This window comes from Paenibacillus sp. LT-B23, from assembly GCF_059417685.1.
Map to the genome: position 1 here is coordinate 158,495 of NZ_JBSQBM010000011.1, position 26,370 is coordinate 184,864.

The following is a 26,370-nucleotide window of genomic DNA, read 5'->3' on the forward strand; positions in this document are numbered from 1 at the left end:
AACGCATTGCCCTTTCAAATGATCTAATAGATAGGAAACTTGAAAGGAGGACTCCTTTGAATATTGAGAATGAGGTCAAAAAGGCGCAAGGCGGGGATAGACGAGCTTTTGTGAACATCATTAGAGAAGTGGAGAGCGACCTGTATGGGATGGCGCATTCTATCCTGCGAAATGAACAAGATAGTGCTGATGCTCTACAAGAAGCAATACTCAAGGCATACAAGTCTTTAGGTACATTACGGGATGGAAGTCTCTTTAAAACCTGGATGTATCGGATTGTAATCAACGAGTCGAATAAAATAGCTAAAAAGCGTTCTCGCTCTGTTACGGTATCTGAGTATTCACACCCAATGGGTATTTCAGGTGAGTATGAAAACATTGAATTGCATGAAGCAATAGAGCAGTTGGAAGAACCGATGCGGATCGTCATTACTTTGAGATACTTTTATGATCTGAATATTAAGGAGATCTCAAAAGCATTGGACATTTCAGAAAGTCTGGTTAAAACGCGTTTGTATCGTGCACGGAAATCTCTGCTGCGCAAGTTATCAAATCCAGGAGAAAGGGGAACGCCGATCCATGGAAGATATTAATCTGGATAATGAATGGAAAACAGCTAAAGAGAGAACCCGCAATAAGCATGTTATTACCCCATATGTGCGTCAACGGCTGGAAACAGTATATAGCCAGATTGAGACGGGTTTTGTCTATCAACATACGAATTCTGTGGATTCAACCTCTCGTCGCCACGCATTTAAGAGAATCATCCTGACAGCTTCTTTAGTTACTGTAATGAGCAGTGGAATTATAGCTTCTGCATTCGTTTCTCCTACGATAGCGAAATCGTTGTGGCAAGTTCCACTGGTAAACAGTGTCTTGCAATTGGCTGGTAACTGGGGAATTTCAACGGCAGGCGGGAGTGCATTTATGCGAGCGGGTGACTTGGGACTTCAGAAGGTCGAAGAAGCAGGTCTTGTAACAAAAATGGCGGCCAGCAGCACTCATAACGGAACCCAGCTCCATATCTCGCAAGTTGCTTATGACGGTGTGCGTATGGCTTTGACACTGGAAAGTAACCGGGAGGACTTGGGCACAACGCTGCATGAACGAATTGAAGATATTACATTATGGTGCAATGGCAAACCGTTTCAATTTGATGGGCCTTCGCTAATTACTAACTCTGGAGGCACTCCGGGTTCCGTCATCATTTATTATAGTGATTTAGAGAGAATGTACTCGACAGGCAAAGGGCTTCCTGACCAATTTAAACTAACGGCAAAAATACAAATTACAGGAATAAAACAGCCCTTTAAGCTTGAATTACCTGTGCAAAAGATTCCTTCTAAAAACTTGGTGCTCACGCCTCGAATGGAAAAATCAAATAATTTTACCCGTTTGGTTGTGGAAAAATTAGAGATGACACCGATGTCTACCATGATCGTGACCAAGACCCATTACATAAGCTCTGGCCCGACTACGTATGGGAGTAAGGCATACGGGTATGGACTGGCTATGAATACACTAGGCTATGCGGTTTTGGATGATGAGGGGCAGGAACAACAATGGGTTAATGGGGATTCAGGACGTCCTGGAACTAAAACAAGGACAGGTATTCACCAAATCCTCGTAGCTCCCTTTGAGAAAACACCGAAATTCATCACCATTAAACCCTATTTTAATGTAACCGAGCCGGGAGGCAAACCTGTATACGATGAACAAGGAAATTCGAAAAGAACATACCTGCCTGAACTAGAAATGAAAATTCCAATCGGAGACAATAAGCTCAAGTAAGGTTTGAGTTTGAGGTAGATACGGAGAACTCTTCGGATGAAGTAGATCTGGAGAGTTCTTTCTGGAGATATAGGGATATGTTAAAATGCAAAATTTGTTTAAGGAATCATATTTTAAAATGGGACTTAACCTATATATTACATATGCTGGAACCTGTTAGATTTTGTGCGATTCAACGATAAATCTGAACTTTTGTTAAAGGAGATTTATATATGGTAAAACCGCTGATGTTCATGCGTTGGTGTGAGTATTATGAATTAAGTGATCGTGAGACAGATTTTATATCGTTTTTTATGATGAATTTCTCAGCCGCGCGATCAGGCAACCAACCAAAGCTTAGGGAGCAATTTATCGAAATTCAGAAAAAAACCTTTCCTGAATACCCGTTTGATATCACCCCGGAGGAACTGGATTATCCCAAATTTGAAGGACTGATGAGACAGGTGTTGAAAATTCATTTTGACACGGCGGAGCTGCTATACTCCTTCTATCTTCAAAAGCTGTGCGCACCTTTAGCAGAATACATTTTATCCACTGGAGAGACAGAGCCTGCACGCATTTATTATAAGCTTATTCAAAAGGACAAGGTACGGTAGGAAAGATGGGTGTGATTCAACAAGAGTTTCTGAATAGATTGAAGAAGAATAATGAGAATATTGAAAAACTGTTTAAGTATTCGTAAAAGCATTGGAAGGCAATGCAGCATTCTTACACCACCATGATTTAAATGCTGGGGGCTCTTCATTCTGTAATTTCTCTAGAAATAGTTTGATATGGATCCCCGTTCTCCATGCCCTTCGTTCCATTTCTCTCCAGTAAATAGCTGCTACTGATAAAGGAAAATGTGATTCTTCTACACCAATATCGCAATCCATGGATAAATACCCAAGCTTGTTTTTCCTCAGGCAATTCAGATGTGTGTAGGTTTATTCCGAATTCATGTTCTACTATATGGCTATATGGAATAATCTATGTATATGGACATTCCGTCCAACAAATGGTTCGATATGCAGGCTTGGTCGGTAGAACGTATAGCAGAGCTGTACTATTACACATTTATCAACAAGAAGCCGATAACGGTACTACCTTGATGCAAACGGCAAACCCATCATGTGCGGTGTGAATACGGCTGTTGCAACACTTGAAGATCCGGGCCAATGCTGGATTTCGGACGGAGAGGAGAGTGCAGTCAACCGGATACTTGGAGCTTCGACTGGCGAAATTCAAGCGTGTTTCAACAAAAACGAGTGGACGAACTACAATGTGGCAGATGAATACTCCTACGATCCTACAAAAAATTAATTTGCAGATTAGAGTAAGGTGACGCTGTACCAGAACGATAAACTCGTTTGGGGTCAGGAGCCTTAAAGCCTGATGGAGCGGCACTCGTATGGGTGCCGCTCTTTTCAAATTTAAAGGAGGAAAGCGGCATGAAGGCGAAAAATAGTAGTAGTGGTATTTTGTCCAAACGTTCCAAATGGCTGCCTGTCGTCATGGCATGCACGATTATAGTAGGGGGGGCTCTACCGGCTCCAACTGTAGTTCACGGTCAAACGGCAAAGACCGTTACCATTAAAGTCGATACATCCAAGGATCGTAAGCCTATTAGTCCTTATATATACGGTACGAATCAGGATTTGGCAGGCGATGAAAATCTGGCTGCCAGGCGACTTGGTGGCAATCGGATGACCGGATACAACTGGGAAAACAACATGTCCAATGCAGGAAGCGATTGGCAGCAATCCAGCGATAACTATTTATGCAACAATGGCGGTCTGACAAAAGCCGAATGTGAAAAGCCGGGAGCGGTGACGACTTCGTTTCATGATCAATCGCTGAAGCTTGGCACTTATTCTTTAGTCACGCTGCCGATGGCCGGTTATGTGGCCAAGGATGGAAACGGAAGTGTGCAGGAAAGCGAAAAGGCTCCTTCCGCTCGTTGGAATCAGGTTGTAAACGCCAAAAATGCGCCGTTTCAACTGCAGCCTGATCTGAATGACAATCAGGTTTATGCGGATGAATTCGTCAACTTTTTAGTGAAAAAATACGGCGCTGCTTCAACAAAGACGGGTGTAAAAGGATATGCGCTCGACAATGAACCCGCTCTCTGGTCGCATACGCATCCGCGCATTCATGGTGAAAAAGTCGGAGCGAAAGAGTTGGTAGATCGGTCGGTAAGTTTATCCAAAGCAGTCAAAGCAGTTGACGCGGGTGCGGAAATTTTTGGACCGGTTCTTTACGGTTTTGGCGCCTATACAGATCTTCAAACTGCACCTGATTGGAACTCTGTAAAAGGCAACTACAGTTGGTTCGTGGACTATTACCTGGATCAAATGCGCCTCAGTTCGCAAGCCGAAGGCAAGAGATTGCTGGATGTCTTCGATGTACACTGGTATCCTGAAGCGATGGGCGGAGGCATACGAATTACGAATGAGGTAGGCAACGATGAAACGAAGAAAGCCAGAATGCAAGCGCCTCGTACTTTGTGGGATCCGACCTACAAGGAAGATAGCTGGATCGCTCAATGGAACAGCGAATTCTTGCCTTTACTGCCTCGATTGAAGCAGTCGGTGGATAAGTATTACCCGGGAACCAAGCTGGCTTTGACCGAGTATAGCTATGGCGGCGAAAATGATATTTCCGGCGGTATCGCTATGACCGATGTGCTGGGCATCTTGGGCAAAAACGACGTTTATATGGCAAATTACTGGAAGTTAAAGGATGGTGCCAACAACTACGTTAGTGCCGCTTACAAGCTTTACCGCAATTATGACGGAAAAAGCTCTACTTTCGGTGATATCAGCGTTAATGCGCAAACGTCGGATATTGTCAATAGCTCGGTGCATGCTTCCGTAACGGATGCATCCTACAAAGAACTGCACCTCGTTGTCATGAATAAAAGCATGGACAGCGCATTCGACGCCCAATTTGATCTTTCCGGCGAGACGACTTACGGTTCCGGTAAAGTATGGGGCTTCGACAAAAATAGCTCGCAAATTAAGAAAGCAGCGCCAATTACGCAAATTTCAGGCAACCGCTTTACCTATACAGTACCGCCTTTGACGGCTTATCACATCGTGTTGACTGCTGGCAATGATACGTCTGTGCCACCTGGGGAAGGTCCTGAAAGCTTTGCTCTGAGAGCTGAGGCTGGCGATGGGAAAGTCGATTTGTCTTGGGACGCTTCCAGTGGAGCTGTGGGTTACAGTGTACAGCGGGCAACGTATGAAAACGGTCCTTTTACTGCTGTAGCATCCAACTTGATCGAAACGTCTTATACGGATACTAACGTAACGAACGGCACTTCTTACTATTACAAAGTAACCGCAAAAACAAATGCGGGAACGAGCGAATCCAATGTCTTGAAAGCGGTTCCGCGGACGCCTGTAAACGGCCCGGTTCGCTATGAAGCCGAAGACGGCACACTGAAGGGAACAACTGTGGAATCCAGCGGAACCGGCTTTTCCGGTACTGGTTATGTAACTAATTTCCACAATGCAGGGGATTCCCTGACGATGACGATTCAGGCTCCAACGGCAGGCTTGTACAATCTTACAATCGGCTACCGTTCTCCTTATGATGATAAACGCACGAATTTCTCTTTAAACGGCAAAGCATCTGGCGAGCTGGTACTTTGGAAATCGGCTGATTTTAAAGAAACTTCCGGTGGTAAGGTTCTGTTAAATGCAGGGGCAAATACGATCGGTTTTGAAACGGGCTGGGGCTGGTACGATATCGACTACGTCAAGCTGGAGCCTGCTGCTGACCGTCCACCGCATGCGGTAACCAAAACGCTCATCAATCCGAACGCGACAGTAGAAGCAAGAGCATTGATGAACTATCTGGTTGATCAATACGGCAAGAATACGATCTCCGGTCAAGAGGATATGCCCGAAATTGATTGGCTTCAAGCAAATGTAGGTAAAAAGCCGGCTATTGCGGCGCTTGACCTGATTGACTATTCGCCAAGCAGAGCGGAACACGGTCTTAGTTCCACAGAGACGGAAAAGGCGATTGAATGGGATAAGCAAGGGGGCATTGTTACCTTTGCATGGCACTGGAACGCGCCGAAAGATCTTATCGATACGCCGGGAAAAGAATGGTGGAGAGGCTTCTATGCCGACTCGACCACATTCGATATAGAATATGCGATGAATAATCCAGAGTCCGAAGATTATAAATTGCTTATTCGCGACATCGATGTGATTGCAGGGCAATTGAAGAAGTTGCAGGATGCGAAAGTTCCTGTCCTGTTTCGTCCTTTGCACGAAGCGGAAGGCAAATGGTTCTGGTGGGGCGCTAAAGGTCCTGAGCCTGTTAAAAAATTGTATATTTTGATGCATGACCGTTTGACTAATGTGCACAAATTGAACAATCTGATTTGGGTATGGAATTCTGTTGCTCCCAATTGGTATCCGGGAGACGACTATGTGGATATTTTGAGCTTTGACTCTTATCCGCAAGCAGGCGACTACAGTCCGCAAATTGCAAAATACGAAGACCTTGTTGCATTGGGCAAGGACAAAAAGTTAGTTGCCATGAGCGAAAACGGACCTATCCCAGATCCTGATCTGATGAAGGCGTATCAAGCCCATTGGAGCTGGTTCGCTACATGGTATGGGGATTTCTTGAGAGATGGCAAACAAAACAGTCTTGAGCATCTGAAAAAAGTGTATAATCATCCGAACGTCATTACGCTCGACAAGCTTCCGACTAACTTAAAAACATATGGTATTACTGAGCAGCCGTCAGTACCGGGCAGCTTCACGCTGAACGCAGCGGGCGAAACGGCGAAAGTAGCGCTGAGCTGGACAGCATCGGCGAATGCGGCAAGCTATGAAGTGAAGCGTTCGACGGATGAAAACGACGCGTTCGCCACAGTAGCGAGCGATGTATACGGAAGCAGCTACACCGACACAGCCGTAACGGCAGACACGACGTACTACTACCAAGTCGTAGCGAAGAACGATGCAGGACAAACGGTTTCGAACAAGGCTAGTGCAACGCCGAAAGCGGATGCTCAGCAGCCGACAAAGGGGCTGTTGCTCCAGTATCGCGCAGCGGATACAAATGTGAATGACAATAACTTGAAGCCGCATTTCCAAATTTTAAACAAAGGTACAATCTCCGTACCGATCAACGAGTTGAAAATTCGCTACTACTACACGATCGACGGCGACCGCGCGCAGACATTCAACTGCGACTATGCCGCGCTGAGCTGCTCGAAGCTGAATGGCAAGCTGGTTAAAATGGATAAAGCTGTAACCGGCGCTGATTATTATTTGGAAGTCAGCTTCAACTCGAATGCAGGCGTGTTAGCACCTGGAGGAAGCACGGGCGAAATTCAAACCCGAATTCATAAAACAGACTGGTCGAATTATAACGAAAGTGACGATTACTCATATAAAGGCACGCAAACTTCATATGCTGATCATACAAAAGCTACGTTGTATCATAATGGTGTACTTGTTTGGGGAAGCGAACCGACAGCTAATTAAGACAAGCGTCCGTTATACGGCAACATGTGAATCAACCGATTATTTGCCAAGAGAGGGGGGCATTACGTTCTTCTCTTGGTCTAAGCCACCAGTTTCTATGGAGAGTCTTCAAGATCATATGCAATTAGACTAGGCCAATCTTAAGGGATTGGTCTTTTTATTGATTATTTTGTAAAAAAAAGAAATGATTTGTTTATTTTTATCGTTCTTGTAACACATCAAGAATTACAATTTCTTTAGAGCTGGTGGGAAGGAGGATAGGCTTTTAAGATGAATAACCATGTATGATTGAGAGCAACTGGCTTAGTGGATGAAGGGACGACTATCAGAAGGGACTTGCTAAAAGTTTAACAAAGGAGCTAAAACCACTTGTTTGAAAGGAGTTCGTAGGTATTGAAATAGTTTTATAGAGGGGCTGACCTGTTGTGTACCTCATGCTCAAAGGACATAAGGTAGTGTTGCATTTTTTGGAAAAAATTTATCTTGTTTTTTTTATTAGACGATCCAAAACCAAACCAATAAGATACCAGAAACCTAGTGTAGTCAAGTATACAACTACTATTGAAATATCTGCTTCTCGTACAAATCGAAATGATTCGTAAATCCAAACCAACGGACTAATAATAGCCAATAGTATATTGTAGTCGTCGTATCCTGAAATGTTTACAATAATTACTAAAATTGAGATTAGGACCAACCAAAAGCGAAATGATTTCATTGACCATACCTCCAAACAAATATTTACAGTTAACATAACATATAGTCGTCGTAGTTGCAAAAAATAATACAACTAAATATATACTTACTTCTTGGATAGTATGAGTTAATTTTCATTAAACATGAAAGAAGGTCAAGTGATGAAAATAAATAAGACTATTGTAACAATCGGGACTACCATTCTCTTAATTTCCTCTCTTGAATGAATCCGAGAGAGCCCTTTTTCCATGAAATCATCAAAATTTGTAATGAATGAAGAGTTTGAATGTTGGAAAAGGGAGGTATTTCAAACCCCAAATATTTCGGGAATCGTAAAAAAAAGACTTCTTTCTAAGGCATCATCAATTAAAGTGACTATATAGACCATATATTTCACTATTTACGTGATTTTGTATTGAAATGAATTTCCTAAAGGATAGAGTTTACATATAAAATATCACTTATGATATGTCCAAAACTAATTGAGGGGGACTGACATGGAACACACACCTACGATCCGCTCAAAGATAGAGACAGAATTGAAGCAAAGGGGCTATAGCTTTAGCAGTTTTAGTAAAATCTCCGGTATTAACCGTGGCACATTTAGCGCCATGCTGAACAGCAACCCGCCCAAGCCGATCTCCGTTCGGCAGATGGACTTGATTACTAAGGCGTTAGGGTATCCGGAAGGCTGGCTGTATGAGTTGTACATAGATGAATGCTTTTACGAAGGAAAAGGGCACTGGAAACGGATTAAGCCGTTTCTGTTGCGTTGTGTGGAATTAGGAAGACAGGACTTCGTTCAAAAGGTATTGTGGAGGCTAACAGAGGACTTGTCCTATGTTCCAACCATATTTGAGCTTGCAGAAGAATTATATTCCGAAGGCAGAGAAAAGGAAGCGATCCCTTTTTATGAATGTGTAATCGAAAATGAAAAATATCGTCATTCGGAGCGGTTGGCTATAAGCCAATATAAAAGATTTAAAGCTTATGCAATGTCTGATTTGGAAAAGAGTCTTGAGTTAGTATTGGAATTTACACCTTATCGTAATTTGCTTCCTGAGCGTTATCAATTGGAGGCGATTCATAAGATCACAAATATATATTTTTACTTACACAAATGGGATGAGGTAGAGAAGTATGGTCATGAATTAAAGAAACTTGCTAATGTAATCTATATGGATCGGCAAATAAGGAAGGAAAAAAGAAGAGCAGATCATTGCTCACGTGCAGAAAGGCACTTGGTATTTTACTACGGTTATGGATTCCTTTCTGTCTCAACAGCTTTACAAAAGAAAGGATATATTAAGGAGGCAAAGGCAGAGCTTGAGGGCTATGCAGATTTAAGCTGGTTTAAAGGGCTTGATTTAGAAGGTGAAGCAGATGTAGAGCAATTCCGTTTGTGGGCTAAAGCCAACTCGTATACTTTAGATTTATTATTGGGTAATAGAAATATCCTTCCTGAGTATATAGCTTTCCTCGAAAATCACCCTGAGAAGTAAGCTCTGGACTCATAACCATACTAGAATCTGCTAATAAGTACAATTTTGATATAGACTCTATTATTGACAAATACTCAGAGAGAATAAAGAGATTACAGGAGTCTGAGGATGCTAAACAAATGACCTATTATTATTGTTACATGTATCAGCTCGCCATTTACCATTACAGACGTGGGAGAATACTAAAAGGGCAAAAGGACACCCTTGATTATCTTTCATTATCCAAGCAAAGAAATTGGTTTAAGCCACCAGTTTCTATGGAGAGTCTTCAAGATCATATGCAATTAGACTAGGCCAATCTTACAGGATTGGTTTTTTTATTGATTATTTTGTAAAAAAAGAAATGATTTGTTTATTTTTATCGTTCTTGTAACACATCAAGAATTATAATTTCTTTAGAGCTGGTGGGAAGGAGGATAGGCTTTTAAGATGAATAACCGTGCATGATTTAAAGCAGTTGGCTCAGTGGATGAAGGAACTTGCTAAAAGGAACTCGCATTTTAACAAAGGAGCTAAAACCACTTGTTTGAAAGGAGTTCGTATTTTTTGACACATGAAGCAAGAACAACCAAGGGGATTTCCAGATCCAGGGCGGAAAAACCCACCACGCAAGATCTTGTTTGTGCTAATATAGCGGCCCCACTAGGAAGGGAGGAGATATAAAAAAACTACTACATTTTTTGAGAGTGATCCTTCCAATAAAAATAAATACTAAATAAGCAGCAAGATAAGTGGAAATAAGTAAAAAAAGAACCATTATATCCTATAGAATGGCCATGCTTTAAACACTTTGTGGGGGATACTCTGCCCTTTGAACTAAAATAATTTTGAATAATTCATCCTTGTTTTCGCATATAAAAAAAACTCGTAATATTTACTATAAATTAATGACTTAAATGTGTGGATGTTCAGGTTGTAGTGTAGTCGTTTGGGGGATGGGTTTTACTGAGTTTGAAAAAATATCTTGAATCGGAGGAATTATCTATGAAGAAGAATAGACTGGTTGCTACCGCTTTATCTTTTAGTTTGTTAGGAGCTGTTGTCGCGCCGAGTGCAATTTTTGCAAGTTCAAGTGTAAATGACTCTTTTCAAGAACAAAGCCAATCTCCTATTGTAACTTTACAACATCTCGATACGGCAACATTGCAAAAGAATCTGGAAGCAGCCCAGGGTTTGGAGAAATATATTAAACCGGGTGCGGACGGTCTGCTCTACATTGACGAAGCTGGTAAGGATGCTGTCTCTAAAGAGGCTTACGAATATATTGCTAGTGGTGTTCAGATCATCAACGAATCTCTCAAAAGTGGACAAACCAAATTAGACGTTGAAAACCAAACGATTGTCCCGTCTGGACAAGCACCTATTCAACCGCAAAACGTAATCACACCTAATGCTTCCTCGAACTCGTATTGGTGGGGAGTAGCAATAACGATGTCACAAAGCGAAACCAAACAACTCTCCTATTCATTAAAGCAACAATCTAAAGGATATTTGACTGTTTCAGGTTTGGCTGCTGCAATAGGTGGTATTATGGGTCCTAATCCTATACCTTGGGCTGCCAGTGCCGCAGCTGCATTAGTATCTTTAGGAACAGACTTGGTTGCTTCAAGCTTGGACAACTATAACGGTTCACGCGGTACTACGCTCAATCTACATTGGTTGCCAGCTCCGTATTACACGGTAAATTCCAACTAAGATTTGCACTAAACACCTTACTTTTACTATAATATTGTATATACTGTAAAAGAAGGGGCAGGTGATTATGAACCCAATTTTTTATGTCACTGCTTTTCTGATGGTTTATGCTCTTTTGGGCGTTGCTGCTGTTCTATTCATATTTAAGCGTTCAAAGCAGCCAGCACGAAGAAGTGCCCAATTGGTTGTTGGTCTCGTTGGATTGGTGGCATTGTATGCGCTTATCAAAGCTTTTAACAATGCTGGCAGCTCCGATTCATATCCTTATTTTTCCATAGTGATATTTGTGATTGTTGCAGCAGCAGCATCCAAGTATCTCAGAAGAAAAAGTAATTAGCTCCATACGCGCTCCTGCGGAAGCTCAATTTCCCCAGGAGCGTTTTATTTTGTTTTTCAGGGAACCGAGCTAAGACCAATGAGAGAGAAGAGTAAAGGATTTATCCATTAAAGAGCTTATACAGGTATATGAGTTGTATAGCGTTAAAGAAGCGGTATGGGTACTGAGTACAAATAAAAGTGGTTAGGTTATATATAAGAAGCTATTGGAGCGCGGCAAGTCGGTTCGAAAGGAGCTGCTACTACGCTTGGGTGAACCTAAAGAGTCCCTAGTCAATTACATATGGCAAGAGAAGAATGGGGCGTAGAAGCGGAGCGATCAGATGAACTGCGAGTAGCTCTTAATATTCTTGAAAAGGATCAGAATCGTGCGCCCACACTTGCAGAGCAGTATTAGTTGTTGTTTCAGGTTCAATTCATACTGGATGAAGGATTTAAACGTTATGTACTTCATTCAACTTTTCAATTATCATGGGATTCGTTTAAAAAAGACTTCTTTCTAAGGCATCATAAATTAAAGTGACTATATAGACCATATATTTCACTATTTACGTGATTTTGTATTGAAATGAATTTCCTAAAGGATAGGGTTTACATATAAAATATCACTTATGATATGCCCAAAACTTATTGAGGGGGATTGACATGGAACATACACCTACGATCCGCTCAAAGATAGAGACAGAATTGAAGCAAAGGGGCTATAGTTTTAGCAGTTTTAGTAAAATCTCCGGTATTAACCGCGGCACATTCAGCGCCATGCTGAACAGCAACCCACCCAAGCCGATCTCCGTTCGGCAGATGGACCTGATTACCAAGGCATTGGGATATCCCGAGGGATGGCTTTATGAGCTGTACATAGAAGAATGTTTTTACGAAGGAAAAGGGCACTGGAAACGGATTAAGCCGTTTCTGTTGCGTTGTGTGGAGTTGAAGAAGCGCGACTTCATTCAGAAGGTTTTATCGAGGCTGACAGAGGATTTGTCCTATGTGCTGACCATATTTGACCTTGCAGAAGAATTACACGCAGATGGAAAGGAAAAGGAATCAGTTCCTTTTTACGAGTGTGTGGTAGAAAACGAAAGGTACTATCACTCGGAGCGGCTAGCGATCAGTCAATACAGATTGTTTTGTTGCTCGCTTACCGAAGATTTAGAAAGCAGCTTACAGGCTGCTATTATTTTTAGTTCGTTCCGCAAAAGTTTGCCAGAGAATTATCAGTTGGATGGATTATTAAAGTTAACTAATGTTTATTTCAACGCAAGTAATTGGGAGGCTGGAATAAAGTATGCGACAGAACTCCGTACACTGGCTAAAAGTGTCTATCATCAACAGGTTTATAACCGTTCAAAAAACAGGCAACTAGATAGCTTCGATACTGAAAAGCCACTAGTCGTATACTATGGTTTAGGGTATTTATTGCACGGAAATGCGTTGGAGAATCAAGGACTGTATGAAGAGGCTTTAAAATTCATTCCCTATTATGAAGATTTAACATGGTTTGAGGGTCTGGATGAAAATGGGCTGCAAGGGGTGAAAAGACTCCAATTGTGGGCAAAGGCTAATCTTCTTAATTTAAAAGTTTTAATTGGAGAGGTCAGCAGTTTAGCATCTTATGTCGAGCTTTTACAGCAAAATCCCCAAGAAATTTCTCATGGATTAATTACTATTATAGAGTCGGCAAATAAGTACAATTTCTCTTTAGAAAGTATTCTAGATGTTTTCTCTGAGGAAATTGGTGACTATAAGAAATTCGTTTCAAAATCTTCACACTATCAAATAAGCACTCTTTTATGGAATTATTCTCGCTTGTATTTGGAACTTGCGCGTTACTTTTTCAATATAGGCAGATATTCAGAAGCTATTGATAATATAATCAAAAGCCTCAGAGTATCTTCTCAATTAAATACGAAGAGTACATTCATTAAGGGAGTAACTCTGTTATTCGAAAAACTAACAGGCCATATTACACATGAGCAACTTGCAGAATATGAAAAAGTACTTGAAGAAGTGCGTTATGGTATGAATCAAATGGTTCCCTAAACTAATATTTATCTTGTTATCTGACCACACAGGGGGGATGAACATGGAACATACACCTACGATCCGCTCAACGATAGAGACAGAATTGAAGCAAAGGGGCTATAGTTTTAGCAGTTTTAGTAAAATCTCCGGTATTAACCGCGGCACATTCAGCGCCATGCTGAACAGCAACCCACCCAAACCGATCTCCGTTCGACAGATGGATCTGATTACTCAGGCGCTGGGGTATCCTGATGGTTGGCTATATGAGTTGTACATAGATGAATGCTTTTACGAAGGAAAAGGGCACTGGAAGCGGATTAAGCCGTTTCTGTTGCGTTGTGTGGAGTTAGGAAGACAGGACTTCATTCAGAAGGTTTTATCGAGACTGACAGAGGACTTGTCCTATGTGCCGACCATATTTTCGCTTGCAGAAGAACTACACGCAGAAGGAAAGGAAAAGAAATCAGTTCCTTTTTACGAGTGTGTAGTAGAGAACGAAAGATATTATCACTCGGAGCGGCTAGCGATCAGCCAGTATAGGCTATTTTCTTACTCTTTAAGCAAAGATCTGGAGAATAATTGCCAACTGGCTTTGAAGTTCGCTCCTTTTCGTAAGAATTTACCTGAGAATCATCAACTGGATGCTTTATTAAAGCTGGCAAATGTATACTTTCAAGTTTATGACTGTGAGACAGCTATACAATACGCGAAAGAACTTGTGGTACTTGCCACAAATGTTTATCAGCAGCAGATTCAAGCTAGAATAAAAAATCGTGAAGTAAAATCTCTAAACACGGAAAGACATCTAATCGTGTATTATGGTCAAGCATACTTAATGCAAGGGAACATGCTTGAAAAACAAGGGCTATATGAAAAAGCTATGGGATTCATCCCTTTTTATGAAGATTTAACTGACTGTGACTGGCTAGATGAGCTTGGAATGCTAGAGGCGCGGAAATTTAAAATGTGGGCTAAAGCAAACCGTTTGAATTTAGAAATTCTAATGGGAGATATGACTAGATTACCCGCCTATGTTGAGCTTATTAGGAATAATCCTCAGGAAATATTACATGGGCTATTGACCATTATGGAATCGGCCAATAATTACAATCACTCCATAGACGATATTCTGCTCCTTTTTGCTGAAAATATTAATGAATTTAGGGACTTGCGTACAAATATTTCTTACTATCATACAAATTATAATCTGATGACCTATTCTCACTTTTTTCTTGAGCTTAGTCGCTACTATTTTAATAAAGGGAGCTACTCTGAGGCGATCGACAGTATGTTGAATAGTCTCAAAGCATCCTCACAGTTAAATGATAAGGCTTACTATATCAAGTCCATCACGCTATTGTTTGAGAAATATAAGGATCATTCGACACATGAACAGTGGACAGAATATGAAAAAGTGATTAAAGCAGTGGAGTGTAACATTAAGCAGATGACTTCTTAGAACATAAAAGGGCTATGTAACCTACTACTAAGGTAGGGTACATAGCCCTTTTGAAATATTATGTTCATGATCAATCGGGAAAAAGTTAATTTTTTTCGTTATTCGCCGGACTCATCAGAGTTACTTGCTGAAAGCTCACTTACTGAAGAGGTGAACAGTTCCTTCAATATGCGATAAGCTTTATTTTGATCGGCTTCATTCTGCTGGGAGAGTAAATGAACACATTCCCATATCCAGGGCTGACTTTTGAGTTCTTCATATGGATTGAAGTCAAAAAATGCGAATACGTTTGTTTCCAGCGCTTCGGCTATTTTCTCCAAAGTTTTAATCTGTACATTGACCTCGCCGCGCTCCAACTTGCCGATATAGGAACCTGTTGAATCAGATGCTTCTGCAAGCTGTTCTTGTGTAATATCACGCAATTTTCGAAATTGTCGGATTTTTGCTCCTATGAGTTTTGTTGTTTCCATAGACATCCACACTCCTATAGTATGAGTGTAGACAAAGGTAGATCAAGCGTGGAGGTAATTAAATTGCCTTAAAAATATAATATTAAGTCCTTGTAAAGACTATTAAACACACATTTAATTCCAATATATATTAAAACGGTGTAAAAAAAGGGGTTGACCACCATCCAGTTTGTTCATATAATTTCTAGTATATTGTAATTGTTTGTCGAGGAGGGTGATTTTTAAAATCATCTGAATATGCGGGGGGTGTTTTAATGGAGAATACAACCACGATTCGCTCGGAGATTGAAAAAGAATTAAAACTTGGTGGTTACACTTTTAATAGTTTTGGACAAGCTACGGGTCTTAACCGAGGCATATTTAGTGCTATGCTTAACGGCAATCCACCTAAACCGATTTCCGTAAGACAAATGGATCTAATTACTAAAGCGCTTAATTATCCAGAGGACTGGTTGTATGACTTATATGTAGATGAATGCTTTTATGATGGAAGACCTCATTGGAAAAGGGTTAAACCATTTCTGATTCGTTGTGTTGAAGTGGGAAATCTGAGGTGTGTGGAGAAGGTGCTTTCACGGTTAATGGAGGATCTTAACCACATTCCAACGATCTTTTCTTTAGCAGAGGAACTGTACGAAGAAGGGAAGCTACAGGAGGCCATTCCTTTCTATGAATGTGTCATTGAGAATGAGAAGTATCAACATTCTGAGAGGCTGGCAATCAGTCACTATAAATTATTTCGTGCAAAAATTGGAGAAAATACTGAAATAAACCTTAAGGCTGCTATTCAATTTGAACCTTTTCGATTTCGATTACCAGAGTGTCATCAATTGGACGGGCTGTTACATCTAACAAATATATATTCTTCACTACATAAATGGCAAGAAACCATTACACACAGCGATGAGCTTTGGGAACAGTCTAAAATTATATATAAAGAAGAAAATAAAAGAAGGTATCTAAAAAACAGGGGTTATATACCAATAAAAACTGAACGACATTTGGTAGTCTACTATGGACAAGGATTACTTATGAAAGCTTACGCCCTTCAAAAACTTGGAGACTATGAAGAGGCTAAAAATATTGTTGCCGAGTATGCTGATTTAAGTTGGTTTGATGGACTAGATACCGTTGGGAAAAGAGAGGTGGAGAAATTCAACGTATGGTCTAGAGGGAACTCTTACACACTTGATTTATTACTAGGTGATACATCTGTGCTCCCTCAATATGTGGATTTATTAGAGAACAATAATGATGAGATATTACCCGGTCTTGTTAATATTTTAGAATCGGCTAATAGAAACTTGTTTTCAGTTGATAACATTTTGGAGCGCTTTCTCAAATATATTGATACTTTCAAAAATACTCAAGATGTAATATTTTTAGATGATTATTATAATTTTAATTTTCAATTAGCTATTTATCTTGGGCGAAATAAGAGATACAAGGATGGAATAAATGCTATTTTACAGTGTATACAAATATCATTCTCGCTCAAAAATGTAGAGAGTTTTGCTCAGAGTATGGTGTTTTTTGAGAATCATAGAGCTATGTGCGACGAAGAGCAAATTGAGATCTATGCATCTATTATTAAGGGGGTGTGCAAAGATGAGGAAGGTTTTTCTTTCACTTTTGCTTTCTCTAATAGCAGTCGTTAATATCGGTTTTTTATCGTCTTTTCATGATATTATAATCAGTAATGGTTCTCAAATTACTACTTCTAGCCATGGTAGAGGCGGCTGAGTTCGGAATAATGTTGTCTATTTAAATAAATATAGTGTTCTCTGGAAAAAGGAATTATCAAAAAACCAGTCCTAATGAGGGCTGGCTTTTTTGATTTATTCCGTTAAAGGGATGAAATGGGTTTTATTATATTATTAACCTGTAAGGAAGGTATCAGCTTGTAAACTAACTGTAAATACCATACCAAACAGGAGGTTTGTTGATGTGAAATTGCAAGAATTGGAGGACTGCATCGAAGAAAAGCGTAAGGAATTAAATGAATTGGCGAAAGAGGTGGGATTAAAGGATCGACGGGTGTTGACCAAGTCTATGGAGTTGGATCGGCTCCTTAATTTGTACAGCGATTGGAAATATAGCTACCACAAGCAAAGCATCTCCACAACTTCACCAGTGCGAGAGAAGCAACACGAGTTAGCCTTATCTTATTGAGTTTCAAAGCATCATGACCAGGCTTTACTTAATTTCATCTTGGGCTTCTAATACATAGTGGGGATATAGACTTAAACTAAATAACCTCTCTCGTACCTCGTACGCCGCTTTATACAACGCTGTTCGTACGGTTTATTGTTCTGCGTCATCAGAGCGGAAGCCATGTAGAACGATGATATCTATCTAAAAAAACCTCCCGGTTCACGTTAAGTGTGACTGAGGAGGTTTTTGGCATTTACTGTTGAAGCTGGCGCAGCACGGTAATTTCGACACGGCGGTTTTTTTGTCGTCCGGCCTCGGTCGTATTATCTCCAACTGGTCGGGTATCGGCATAACCCGCATATTGAAATTCTGTAGGAGATAATCCTTCTCTGTCTAGAAAGAATCGAAGCACGGATAGCGCCCGCGCCCCGGAAAGCTCCCAGTTGTCCTTGTAGGTCGAAGTGTTCGAAGAGCGTGTGAACGGAATATTGTCCGTATGGCCCTCGATGCTGATCGGCGTTTTCAAATCCCGGAACAGACTGGCCAGCTTGGATAACGTGTTTGCAGAGCCTTGCTTGAGTGCAGCCCTGCCCTGATCGAATAAAAAGCGGTCGTTCAGGGTGATGACAATACCGCGCGGCTGATCTGATACGAAAATCTGATCTTGCAGTTGGTTGTCTGAAATATATTGCTCAATGACGCTCATCAGATTTTGAAGTTCTTTTTCCTGCTTGCGAAATGCCTGTTCGCGTTCGGTCAGTTTGGTCGGTCCGGCTGCTTTGTTATCGGATGAAGGTTGCTTGGTTGTAGGTGGATTCTTGCTTGTGTATCGATCCGCCGTACCTGTAATGCCTGAACCTTGCTCTAAAATGGAATCGCCCTTATGGAATGTATCTTGCAGGGATTGGACAACGACTTCGTATTTTTTCGCATCCAGGCTGCTCATAGCGTACATCACGACGAAAAAAATGAGCAGCAGTGTGATTAGATCGGCATAGGTAATCATCCAGCGGTCACGATGGTCTCCGCCTCCTTGCCGCCCACGGCGCTTAGCGCGCGCTCTCATGGAAGTCCTCCTTTGGAGTAGCATCCTCTGAACGTGAGCGACGAGGCGGCTTAGGCTCCAGATTTTGCTCTGAACGGATAAAGAACTCCAGTTTTTTGCGTACAAGCTTCGGATTCTCTCCGTTTTGAATGGCGAGAATGCCTTGCAGCAGTAAATCCATCGTGACCATTTCACTTTCGCTGCATGCTCTGATCTTGGATGCGATGGGCAGGAAAATCAGATTGGCGCTGGCAACGCCGTATAGTGTGGCGATAAAAGCGACAGCAATGGACGGTCCAAGCGCTGTCGGCTCGGTCAGGCTGCCGAGTACATGGATCAGGCCCATCACAGTACCGATAATCCCCATCGTAGGGGCATAGCCGCCTGCGGATTCAAATATTTTGGCATATCCTTCGTACTTATGCTCAATGGTATCTAACTCGAGTTCCAGAATTTGTTTAATTTGTTCCTGCTCGGTTCCGTCAATGACCAGTTGAAGACCTTCGCGCAGAAATGCATTCGGATGTTCTGAGGAAATACGCTCCAGCGCAAGCACTCCGGATCGGCGGGAGGTGGCTGCCATGGAAACCAAATCTTCAATATATTGCTCAGAGAGGTTGTCCTCACGGCTAAACGCCATCCGAAGGGCAGCTGGTATGGTCTTTAGTTTAGAGGCGGGGAAGCTGATAACAACTGCGGCGAACGTTCCGCCAAATACAATCAGAGCCGATGTACCCTGAAGCAGCCCTGTAAATTGTCCGCCTTCCCATAAGAAGCCACCGATTAATGCTATGATTCCGGCGATGATGCCCAACACGATGGTGATATCCAAAATTTAATTCACTCCTATTCAAGACTTATCGTTTGCATCCAAGGAAAGAAAGAGGTATAATACGGGAACAAACATTCTTATCCAACCATATTTCCCAAGTATCATTGCTCGGGAAATATCGACATAGGTTTACAGGTAAAGACGTTTTAGCTCGACTGTTGTAGAAACATGATGTTTCCATTTTAGACGATAAGGGTGATGCAGGGCAATGAGTGATATCGTTGTTAGCGACAAGACTTTTGAAATTCAGTCGGAATTCCAGCCTCAAGGCGATCAGCCTCATGCCATTCTTGAACTGGTAGAGGGGATTACAAAAGGAAAAAAGCATCAAACACTGTTGGGTGCTACGGGAACAGGTAAGACGTTTACCATCGCACAGACGATTGCCAAATTGAATCGGCCTACGCTGGTTATTGCACATAACAAGACTTTGGCTGCCCAACTGGCGAGTGAGTTTAAGGAGTTTTTTCCGAATAACTCAGTTGATTATTTTGTCAGTTACTATGATTACTACCAACCGGAAGCATACATTCCGTCTTCCGATACGTATATTGAGAAGGATTCCAGCATCAATGAGGAGATTGATAAACTTCGCCACTCGGCCACAAGCTCTCTGTTTGAGCGTCGTGATGTTATTATTGTAGCGAGTGTCTCCTGCATTTATGGTTTGGGTTCCCCGAAAGAATATTCAAGCCTGCTGCTCTCGCTTAGAGTCGGTATGGAGAAACCCCGCAATCAGATTTTGTCCCGCTTGGTCGATATTCAATATCAGCGGAACGATATCAACTTCGTGCGGGGTACTTTCCGTGTACGAGGGGATGTTGTTGAAATATTCCCGGCTTCCCATGGAGAACACGCTATACGGGTAGAACTGTTCGGGGATGAAATTGAACGGATCACCGAGATTAATGTGCTTACGGGTGAATTGATCGGTGAACGTGATCATATTGCCATTTTCCCTGCATCTCACTTCGTTACTCATGAGGATACGATGAAGGTAGCACTGGTCAACATTGAACGTGAGCTTGAAGAGCGGTTAGTGGAGCTGAAGGAACAAGGGAAGCTGCTGGAGGCACAACGTTTGGAGCAACGTACCCGCTATGATATTGAGATGATGAAAGAGGTTGGTTTTTGTTCCGGCGTCGAGAATTATTCAGGTCCACTGACATTCCGCGAGCGTGGGGCGACACCATATACACTGATGGATTATTTTCCGGATGATATGCTGATCGTGATTGATGAGTCTCATGTTACGTTGCCGCAGATTCGGGCGATGTATAATGGTGACCAGGCACGTAAGAATGTACTGGTGGAGCATGGTTTCCGTCTGCCTTCTGCGTTGGATAACCGCCCGCTGAAGTTTGAAGAGTTCGAAGACAAGGTGAATCAGATCGTTTACGTTTCGGCTACACCTGGTCCCTATGAAATGGAAAAATGTGAAACGACAGTGCAGCAGATCATCCGACCTACAGGACTACTTGATCCCATCATCGAGGTTCGTCCAAGCAAGGGACAGATCGACGATCTCATTAGCGAGATACGGCTTCGGATGGAGCGTGAGGAGCGGGTACTGGTCACCACGCTTACCAAGAAGATGTCTGAGGATCTGACCGACTATTTAAAAGAAGTGGGTATCAAGGTCCGGTATATGCATTCTGACATTAAGACACTGGAGCGGATGGCGATTTTACGGGATCTCCGTTTGGGTACCTTTGATGTACTGATTGGGATCAACCTGTTGCGGGAAGGTCTGGATTTGCCAGAAGTATCACTGGTGACGATTTTGGATGCGGACAAGGAAGGTTTCCTGCGTTCCGAACGTTCGCTCATCCAAACCATTGGACGGGCAGCGCGGAATAGTGATGGTCGTGTTATTATGTACGGTGACAAAATTACGGATTCTATGGATAAAGCGATAAAAGAAACCGAACGCCGCCGTGCGATTCAAATTCAATATAATGAAGACCATGGCATTACCCCGCAAACGATTCGTAAAAAGATTCGTGATGTCATTGAAGCGACCAAGGTGGCCGAGGCACGTAATGATTACCTTCCTGGCGAGACGGGTAAACTTTCCAAGAAGGAGCGTCAGTCGCTGATTCAGCGTTTGGAAGCGGAGATGAAGGATGCCGCCAAGAATCTTCAGTTCGAGCGCGCCGCCGAGTTGCGTGACGCTTTGCTGGAACTGCGGGCTGATTAAGCTTTCAGGGGCGGCTAGTAGCGCGAACACATTGAAAAAATGAAATGGATGATTGCTTTTAAAAATAGAGAGGGCGGCCCATGTGGTCGTTCTCTTTGCGATATATCACTTGTATGGGGTATTCCATCGCAATATAGCATGACGTGAACTATGGTTAAGGAGATGAAACATTTGGCGAATGAAAGCATCATCATCAAAGGCGCAAGGGCGCATAATCTCAAAAATATTGACGTGACTATCCCAAGGGACAAATTTGTCGTCCTCACGGGGCTAAGTGGTTCAGGTAAATCGTCACTGGCTTTCGATACGATCTATGCAGAAGGACAGCGGCGTTATGTGGAGTCTTTATCCGCGTATGCGCGTCAGTTCCTGGGGCAGATGGAGAAGCCGGACGTGGATTCCATTGACGGACTGTCACCTGCGATTTCCATTGACCAAAAGACTACGAGCCGTAATCCGCGTTCTACTGTCGGTACGGTTACAGAGATTTATGACTATTTGCGGCTGTTGTTTGCCCGAATTGGTCACCCTCATTGTCCTGAACATGGCATTGAAATTACATCACAAACGGTTGAACAAATGGTAGACCGCATTTTGCAATACCCTGAAAAGACAAGGCTGCAAATTTTGGCCCCATTGGTTTCGGGACGCAAAGGTGAGCATAAAACGCTATTCGCGGATATTGCCAAGCAAGGCTTTGTACGGGTGCGTGTCAATGGCGAACTGCGTGAATTGTCCGAAAAGATCGAGCTGGAGAAAAACAAGAAGCATTCCATTGAAGTGGTTGTAGACCGGATCGTAGTGAAGGAGGATGTGCGTACACGTCTGTCCGATTCTATTGAGACAGCATTGAACCTTTCGGGAGGTCAGTTGCTGGTGGACATGATGGGGCAAGAAGAGCTGCGCTTCAGTTCTAATTTTGCCTGTCCGATCTGTGGTTTCAGTATAGACGAGCTGTCGCCGCGGATGTTCTCTTTTAACAGTCCATTCGGTGCTTGCCCGGATTGTGACGGATTGGGCGTTAAAATGGTTGTCGACCCCGACCTGCTTATTCCTGACCCGGAGAAAAGTGTAGAAGATGGAGCATTTCAGGCGTGGAGTGGAGGAACTTCCACCTATTATCCGCAATTTTTGCAGTCCGTATGCGAGCATTATAGTATTCCACAGAACATTCCTGTCAGCCAACTGACCACGGAACAAATGAACACCATATTACATGGAACGGGCGACCAGAAGATCCGGTTTCGTTATGAAAATGATTTTGGCCAACGCAAGGAAGCCTATGTGACCTTCGAGGGAATTATCCCGAATCTGGAGCGTCGCTATCGTGACACGGCTTCGGATGGTATCCGTGAATTTATCGAAGGATTTATGAGCGCAAAGCCGTGTAACACCTGTAAGGGACATCGTTTGAAGAAAGAAACTCTGGCGGTGACTATTCAGGAGCGTAACATTGCCTATGTAACTGATTTGTCCATCGGCGAAGCGTCTCAATTTTTCAAAACGTTGGTGTTGAGTGAGAAGGAACAGTCCATTGCCAATCTCATTCTTAAGGAAATTAACAGCCGTTTGGGATTCCTCGTTAATGTTGGATTGGAATACCTGACCTTAAGCCGTGCAGCAGGCACGTTATCCGGTGGTGAGGCACAACGTATCCGGTTGGCGACACAGATCGGTTCCAGTCTGATGGGCGTACTGTATATTTTGGACGAGCCAAGCATCGGGTTGCACCAGCGGGATAATGACCGACTGATTAGTGCATTGGAGCATATGCGGAATCTCGGGAATACACTGATTGTGGTGGAGCATGACGAAGATACGATGATGGCAGCCGATTATATTATTGATATCGGGCCGGGGGCCGGAATCCACGGCGGAATGATCATGTCACAGGGGACTCCGCAGGAAGTCATGGAAGACCCGAATTCCTTAACCGGGCAATATTTGAGCGGACGCAAGTTCATTCCGGTCAATACCGAACGGCGTAAGCCTACGGATAAGTGGCTGGAGGTCCGTGGGGCTAAGGAGAACAATCTCAAAAATTTGAATGTTAAAATCCCGTTAGGTGTTTTCACGGCTGTTACTGGCGTATCCGGTTCTGGGAAGTCAACGCTGGTCAACGAAATTCTATACAAAACGCTGGCGCGTGATCTGAACCGGGCCAGAGTGCGTCCGGGTCAACATAAGGAAATTCGCGGGCTTGAAAATATCGATAAGGTCGTTGAGATTGATCAGTCTCCGATCGGCCGCACGCCGCGTTCAAATCCTGCAACCTATACCGGGGTATTTGATGATATTCGTGATTTATTTTCAAAAACAAATGAGGCTAAGGTCCGAGGCTACCAAAAAGGTCGCTTTAGCTTTAACATTAAGGGTGGTCGCTGCGAGGCTTGCAAGGGCGACGGCATTATCAAGATTGAAATGCACTTTCTGCCGGATGTATACGTTCCGTGTGAAGTATGCAAGGGTAAACGCTATAATCGGGAAACTCTTGAAGTGAAGTACAAAAGTAAAAGTATTGCCGATGTGCTGGAGATGACGGTAGAGGATGCGACAGAGTTTTTTGAAAATATTCCGAAGATTCATCGCAAGATTCAGACGCTGCTGGATGTAGGCCTGGGATATATCAAACTGGGACAGCCTGCGACTACCTTATCCGGGGGCGAAGCGCAGCGTGTGAAGCTGGCTTCCGAACTGTATCGTCGCAGCACGGGTAAGACGATTTACATTTTGGACGAGCCGACAACGGGTCTGCATGTTCACGATATTGACCGATTGCTGACGGTGCTGCATCGTTTGGTCGATTCGGGAGAAACAGTATTGGTCATTGAGCATAATCTGGATGTGATTAAAACAGCCGATTATCTGATTGATTTGGGACCGGAAGGCGGTAGCGGCGGTGGAACGATTTTGGCTGCTGGAACACCTGAGCAGCTCGTGAAGGTTGAAGAATCCTATACAGGACGGTATTTGAAGCCAATCCTTGAACGGGATACACAGCGCAGCCAAGCGCTTCAGACAGCCGATCTGTAGACATCATTTAATGTAAGTTTTGTAAGCCCTACACAGGTATGGAGGCAGAATACGAATTGCCGTATTCATTCCTTTGCCTTGGTGGGGCTTTATTTTGTAAAAAAAGAGAACTTTTATCCAAATCTTGCGTTAAAGCATGTGACACATAGTTTACCAAGCGCTGGAATAATAAATTTATACTTATATTCATCGGCAGAAAGTCTCGGAGCAGTCTCCATTGTGGAGTTTCAAATGTTTGGGCTCGGGCTTGAAGAGGTAAATATATAACTCATGATTGTATAGCATCGCATGAAGTTCCGTGCCCACGTGACAACCATTACAAGTTGAAGTGAAACCGTCTGTAGTCTTATCACATCTAAGGTTTTTAAAAACATCTCTGAGGTAAAGTCATGAAGGGAGCTGGAACGTTTGAAGGGAAGGCGAAACGGGTTTCTACGTACACGTGTTTATTCATGGACAGCAGGAGTTGCTTTAGCGGCATTGGTCATGGGGTTTAGCGCTGTTCCGTCTTATGCATCCGAGGTGTCCGAGGCGGCTGTGCCCAAGCAGGCTGAAATTGAAACAAGCGCGACGATTGGAAGCTTTGAGGATGAAGGGAATCCACACAATTATATTCAGCCCGCAGCGAATGGTGGGTTTCTGGTACTGAACATCGAAGACAACACTGAGACAAGTGTGGCGCATGTCACGTACGGCAAGCTGGACAGCTCGCTGGAGGGTGTGTGGAAACATGAGCTGGATCTGAACGTGCAGCCTGGTGCAAGCAGTAGGGGAGTCCAGCGGGAGACGTCGGATGGTGGCTCGCTGCTGCTTATCGACTATACGAAGCCAGATGGGATACGGGAGTTACAGGCTTCACGGTTTGATGAGGATGGGAATAGCGTGTGGTCCAAAACGTTACAAACGGATGGCTTGGCATCCCATGGACAGAACTCCCTTATAGGTTTGGAACCGCTTGCGGACGGAGGATTTCTTGTATCCTCTCTGAACCGGGCGGAGCAATCATTCACCGTGCTCAAATACTCAGAAACCGGTGAGGAGCTGTGGAACCGAACGAAGGACGGGGTGACCTCAGGTTGGCTGGTTGGCAATCACGATGGATATTATGCACTTATGAACAGTCCCCATGGCCCGGTAGGAGTACAGGCAGATGTGTACGGACGGGAAATCCGTAACATCCATTTTGACTTGGGCTCTGGTAAAGATATTGCAGAGGTGCGGGAGTTGTCTGGCAGCCGCCATATAGCCGTCACAGGGCTTAAAGGAAACAGCAAGCGTACACAGATTTTGAGTAATGGACTACAATTGTTCGGCGATACAGAGGATTATCCGGCCGACCGGATATATCTGCCGGAGGAACAGGTGTATGTCCAGTTTAGTGACCGATATGATCCGCTGGGAAGCAGCACGAAGATGCATGGGATCACCATCACTGGCTTGAAAGGAAACGGTACGAAGGTTTGGGAAACCACTACTCATTACAAGGAAGACAATTCCTTCGGCATCCGATACGACACGGGACTCATATACAAAATACCGACAGGCTATGCAGTGGTGACATCCACATCCGGCGGGGCCCGAAAACCGATAGTGCTTGATTTTGCGAAAATATTGATACCGGAATAATCCGGTGT

The 26,370-nt window shown here is 43.1% G+C and carries 19 protein-coding genes; 16 read left to right on the forward strand and 3 right to left on the reverse strand.

Annotated features, from left to right (window positions below):
- The first annotated feature begins 56 nt into the window (after positions 1-56).
- From ACWXW9_RS15525 to ACWXW9_RS15575, 11 genes are all read left to right on the forward strand, one after another.
- The gene (locus ACWXW9_RS15525; protein ID WP_494930127.1) at positions 57-593 is read left to right on the forward strand and encodes an RNA polymerase sigma factor; all 537 of its coding nucleotides are present in this window, start codon (positions 57-59) and stop codon (positions 591-593) included.
- Positions 580-1,791, forward strand: coding sequence for a DUF4179 domain-containing protein (locus ACWXW9_RS15530; protein WP_494930128.1), 1,212 nt, complete (start codon positions 580-582; stop codon positions 1,789-1,791). Before ACWXW9_RS15525 ends, ACWXW9_RS15530 begins: the two co-directional genes overlap by 14 nt.
- A 212-nt stretch (positions 1,792-2,003) precedes the next feature.
- Positions 2,004-2,387, forward strand: coding sequence for a hypothetical protein (locus tag ACWXW9_RS15535; RefSeq protein ID WP_494930129.1), 384 nt, complete (start codon positions 2,004-2,006; stop codon positions 2,385-2,387).
- A gap of 375 nt (positions 2,388-2,762) precedes the next feature.
- Positions 2,763-2,882: a glycoside hydrolase family 48 protein gene (locus ACWXW9_RS15540; RefSeq protein WP_494930130.1), complete on the forward strand. Its 120-nt coding sequence runs from the start codon at positions 2,763-2,765 to the stop codon at positions 2,880-2,882.
- A 28-nt stretch (positions 2,883-2,910) separates the two neighbouring features.
- Positions 2,911-3,093 carry a cellulose binding domain-containing protein gene (locus tag ACWXW9_RS15545; RefSeq protein ID WP_494930131.1) on the forward strand — a complete coding sequence of 61 codons (183 nt, stop codon included), beginning with the start codon at positions 2,911-2,913 and terminating at the stop codon, positions 3,091-3,093.
- Between the two features lie 128 nt (positions 3,094-3,221).
- Positions 3,222-7,289, forward strand: coding sequence for a glycosyl hydrolase (locus ACWXW9_RS15550; protein ID WP_494930132.1), 4,068 nt, complete (start codon positions 3,222-3,224; stop codon positions 7,287-7,289).
- A gap of 1,193 nt (positions 7,290-8,482) precedes the next feature.
- A complete protein-coding gene (locus ACWXW9_RS15555; RefSeq protein WP_494930133.1) occupies positions 8,483-9,487 on the forward strand; it encodes a helix-turn-helix domain-containing protein in 1,005 nt (334 codons plus the stop codon).
- Between the two features lie 984 nt (positions 9,488-10,471).
- Positions 10,472-11,182, forward strand: a complete 711-nt coding sequence (locus tag ACWXW9_RS15560; RefSeq protein ID WP_494930134.1) for a hypothetical protein — start codon at positions 10,472-10,474, stop codon at positions 11,180-11,182.
- A gap of 67 nt (positions 11,183-11,249) precedes the next feature.
- Positions 11,250-11,519 (forward strand): hypothetical protein, encoded by a 270-nt coding sequence (locus ACWXW9_RS15565; protein ID WP_494930135.1) that lies wholly within the window; start codon positions 11,250-11,252, stop codon positions 11,517-11,519.
- Between the two features lie 644 nt (positions 11,520-12,163).
- A complete protein-coding gene (locus tag ACWXW9_RS15570; protein ID WP_494930136.1) occupies positions 12,164-13,561 on the forward strand; it encodes a helix-turn-helix domain-containing protein in 1,398 nt (465 codons plus the stop codon).
- A gap of 43 nt (positions 13,562-13,604) precedes the next feature.
- Positions 13,605-15,002: a helix-turn-helix domain-containing protein gene (locus ACWXW9_RS15575; protein ID WP_494930137.1), complete on the forward strand. Its 1,398-nt coding sequence runs from the start codon at positions 13,605-13,607 to the stop codon at positions 15,000-15,002.
- A gap of 98 nt (positions 15,003-15,100) precedes the next feature.
- On the opposite strand, the gene ACWXW9_RS15580 is transcribed toward ACWXW9_RS15575, so the two are convergent.
- Positions 15,101-15,472, reverse strand: a complete 372-nt coding sequence (locus tag ACWXW9_RS15580; RefSeq protein WP_494930138.1) for a helix-turn-helix domain-containing protein — start codon at positions 15,470-15,472, stop codon at positions 15,101-15,103.
- A 254-nt stretch (positions 15,473-15,726) separates the two neighbouring features.
- Here ACWXW9_RS15580 and ACWXW9_RS15585 point away from each other — a divergent pair, with 254 nt between their 5' ends.
- Both ACWXW9_RS15585 and ACWXW9_RS15590 read left to right on the forward strand, forming a co-directional pair.
- On the forward strand, positions 15,727-17,130 hold the full coding sequence (locus ACWXW9_RS15585) for a DNA-binding protein (protein WP_494930139.1): 1,404 nt from the start codon (positions 15,727-15,729) through the stop codon (positions 17,128-17,130).
- Between the two features lie 289 nt (positions 17,131-17,419).
- A complete protein-coding gene (locus ACWXW9_RS15590) occupies positions 17,420-17,644 on the forward strand; it encodes a Spo0E family sporulation regulatory protein-aspartic acid phosphatase (RefSeq protein WP_494930140.1) in 225 nt (74 codons plus the stop codon).
- Positions 17,645-17,879: 235 nt separating this feature from the next.
- On the opposite strand, the gene ACWXW9_RS15595 is transcribed toward ACWXW9_RS15590, so the two are convergent.
- Positions 17,880-18,692, reverse strand: a complete 813-nt coding sequence (locus ACWXW9_RS15595; protein ID WP_494930141.1) for a flagellar motor protein MotB — start codon at positions 18,690-18,692, stop codon at positions 17,880-17,882.
- Positions 18,676-19,503, reverse strand: coding sequence for a flagellar motor protein (locus ACWXW9_RS15600; protein WP_494930142.1), 828 nt, complete (start codon positions 19,501-19,503; stop codon positions 18,676-18,678). Before ACWXW9_RS15600 ends, ACWXW9_RS15595 begins: the two co-directional genes overlap by 17 nt.
- Positions 19,504-19,711: 208 nt before the next feature.
- Between ACWXW9_RS15600 and uvrB the strand changes: the two genes are divergently transcribed.
- From uvrB to ACWXW9_RS15615, 3 genes are all read left to right on the forward strand, one after another.
- On the forward strand, positions 19,712-21,703 hold the full coding sequence (uvrB, locus tag ACWXW9_RS15605) for an excinuclease ABC subunit UvrB (protein WP_494930143.1): 1,992 nt from the start codon (positions 19,712-19,714) through the stop codon (positions 21,701-21,703).
- A gap of 171 nt (positions 21,704-21,874) precedes the next feature.
- Complete coding sequence (gene uvrA / locus ACWXW9_RS15610; protein ID WP_494930144.1) at positions 21,875-24,736, forward strand: excinuclease ABC subunit UvrA; 2,862 nt, start codon at positions 21,875-21,877, stop codon at positions 24,734-24,736.
- Between the two features lie 408 nt (positions 24,737-25,144).
- The gene (locus ACWXW9_RS15615; RefSeq protein ID WP_494930145.1) at positions 25,145-26,362 is read left to right on the forward strand and encodes a hypothetical protein; all 1,218 of its coding nucleotides are present in this window, start codon (positions 25,145-25,147) and stop codon (positions 26,360-26,362) included.
- Positions 26,363-26,370: the final 8 nt, after the last annotated feature.

Bases quoted from the DNA above. Each gene is read 5' to 3' on its own strand.
- ACWXW9_RS15540 (WP_494930130.1), top strand. From the start codon at position 2,763: ATGTATATGGACATTCCGTCCAACAAATGGTTCGATATGCAGGCTTGG.
- ACWXW9_RS15565 (WP_494930135.1), top strand. From the start codon at position 11,250: ATGAACCCAATTTTTTATGTCACTGCTTTTCTGATGGTTTATGCTCTT.
- ACWXW9_RS15555 (WP_494930133.1), top strand. From the start codon at position 8,483: ATGGAACACACACCTACGATCCGCTCAAAGATAGAGACAGAATTGAAG.
- ACWXW9_RS15580 (WP_494930138.1), bottom strand. From the start codon at position 15,472: ATGGAAACAACAAAACTCATAGGAGCAAAAATCCGACAATTTCGAAAA.
- ACWXW9_RS15585 (WP_494930139.1), top strand. From the start codon at position 15,727: ATGGAGAATACAACCACGATTCGCTCGGAGATTGAAAAAGAATTAAAA.
- ACWXW9_RS15530 (WP_494930128.1), top strand. From the start codon at position 580: ATGGAAGATATTAATCTGGATAATGAATGGAAAACAGCTAAAGAGAGA.
- ACWXW9_RS15570 (WP_494930136.1), top strand. From the start codon at position 12,164: ATGGAACATACACCTACGATCCGCTCAAAGATAGAGACAGAATTGAAG.
- ACWXW9_RS15575 (WP_494930137.1), top strand. From the start codon at position 13,605: ATGGAACATACACCTACGATCCGCTCAACGATAGAGACAGAATTGAAG.
- uvrB (WP_494930143.1), top strand. From the start codon at position 19,712: ATGAGTGATATCGTTGTTAGCGACAAGACTTTTGAAATTCAGTCGGAA.
- ACWXW9_RS15550 (WP_494930132.1), top strand. From the start codon at position 3,222: ATGAAGGCGAAAAATAGTAGTAGTGGTATTTTGTCCAAACGTTCCAAA.
- ACWXW9_RS15560 (WP_494930134.1), top strand. From the start codon at position 10,472: ATGAAGAAGAATAGACTGGTTGCTACCGCTTTATCTTTTAGTTTGTTA.
- ACWXW9_RS15595 (WP_494930141.1), bottom strand. From the start codon at position 18,692: ATGAGAGCGCGCGCTAAGCGCCGTGGGCGGCAAGGAGGCGGAGACCAT.
- ACWXW9_RS15535 (WP_494930129.1), top strand. From the start codon at position 2,004: ATGGTAAAACCGCTGATGTTCATGCGTTGGTGTGAGTATTATGAATTA.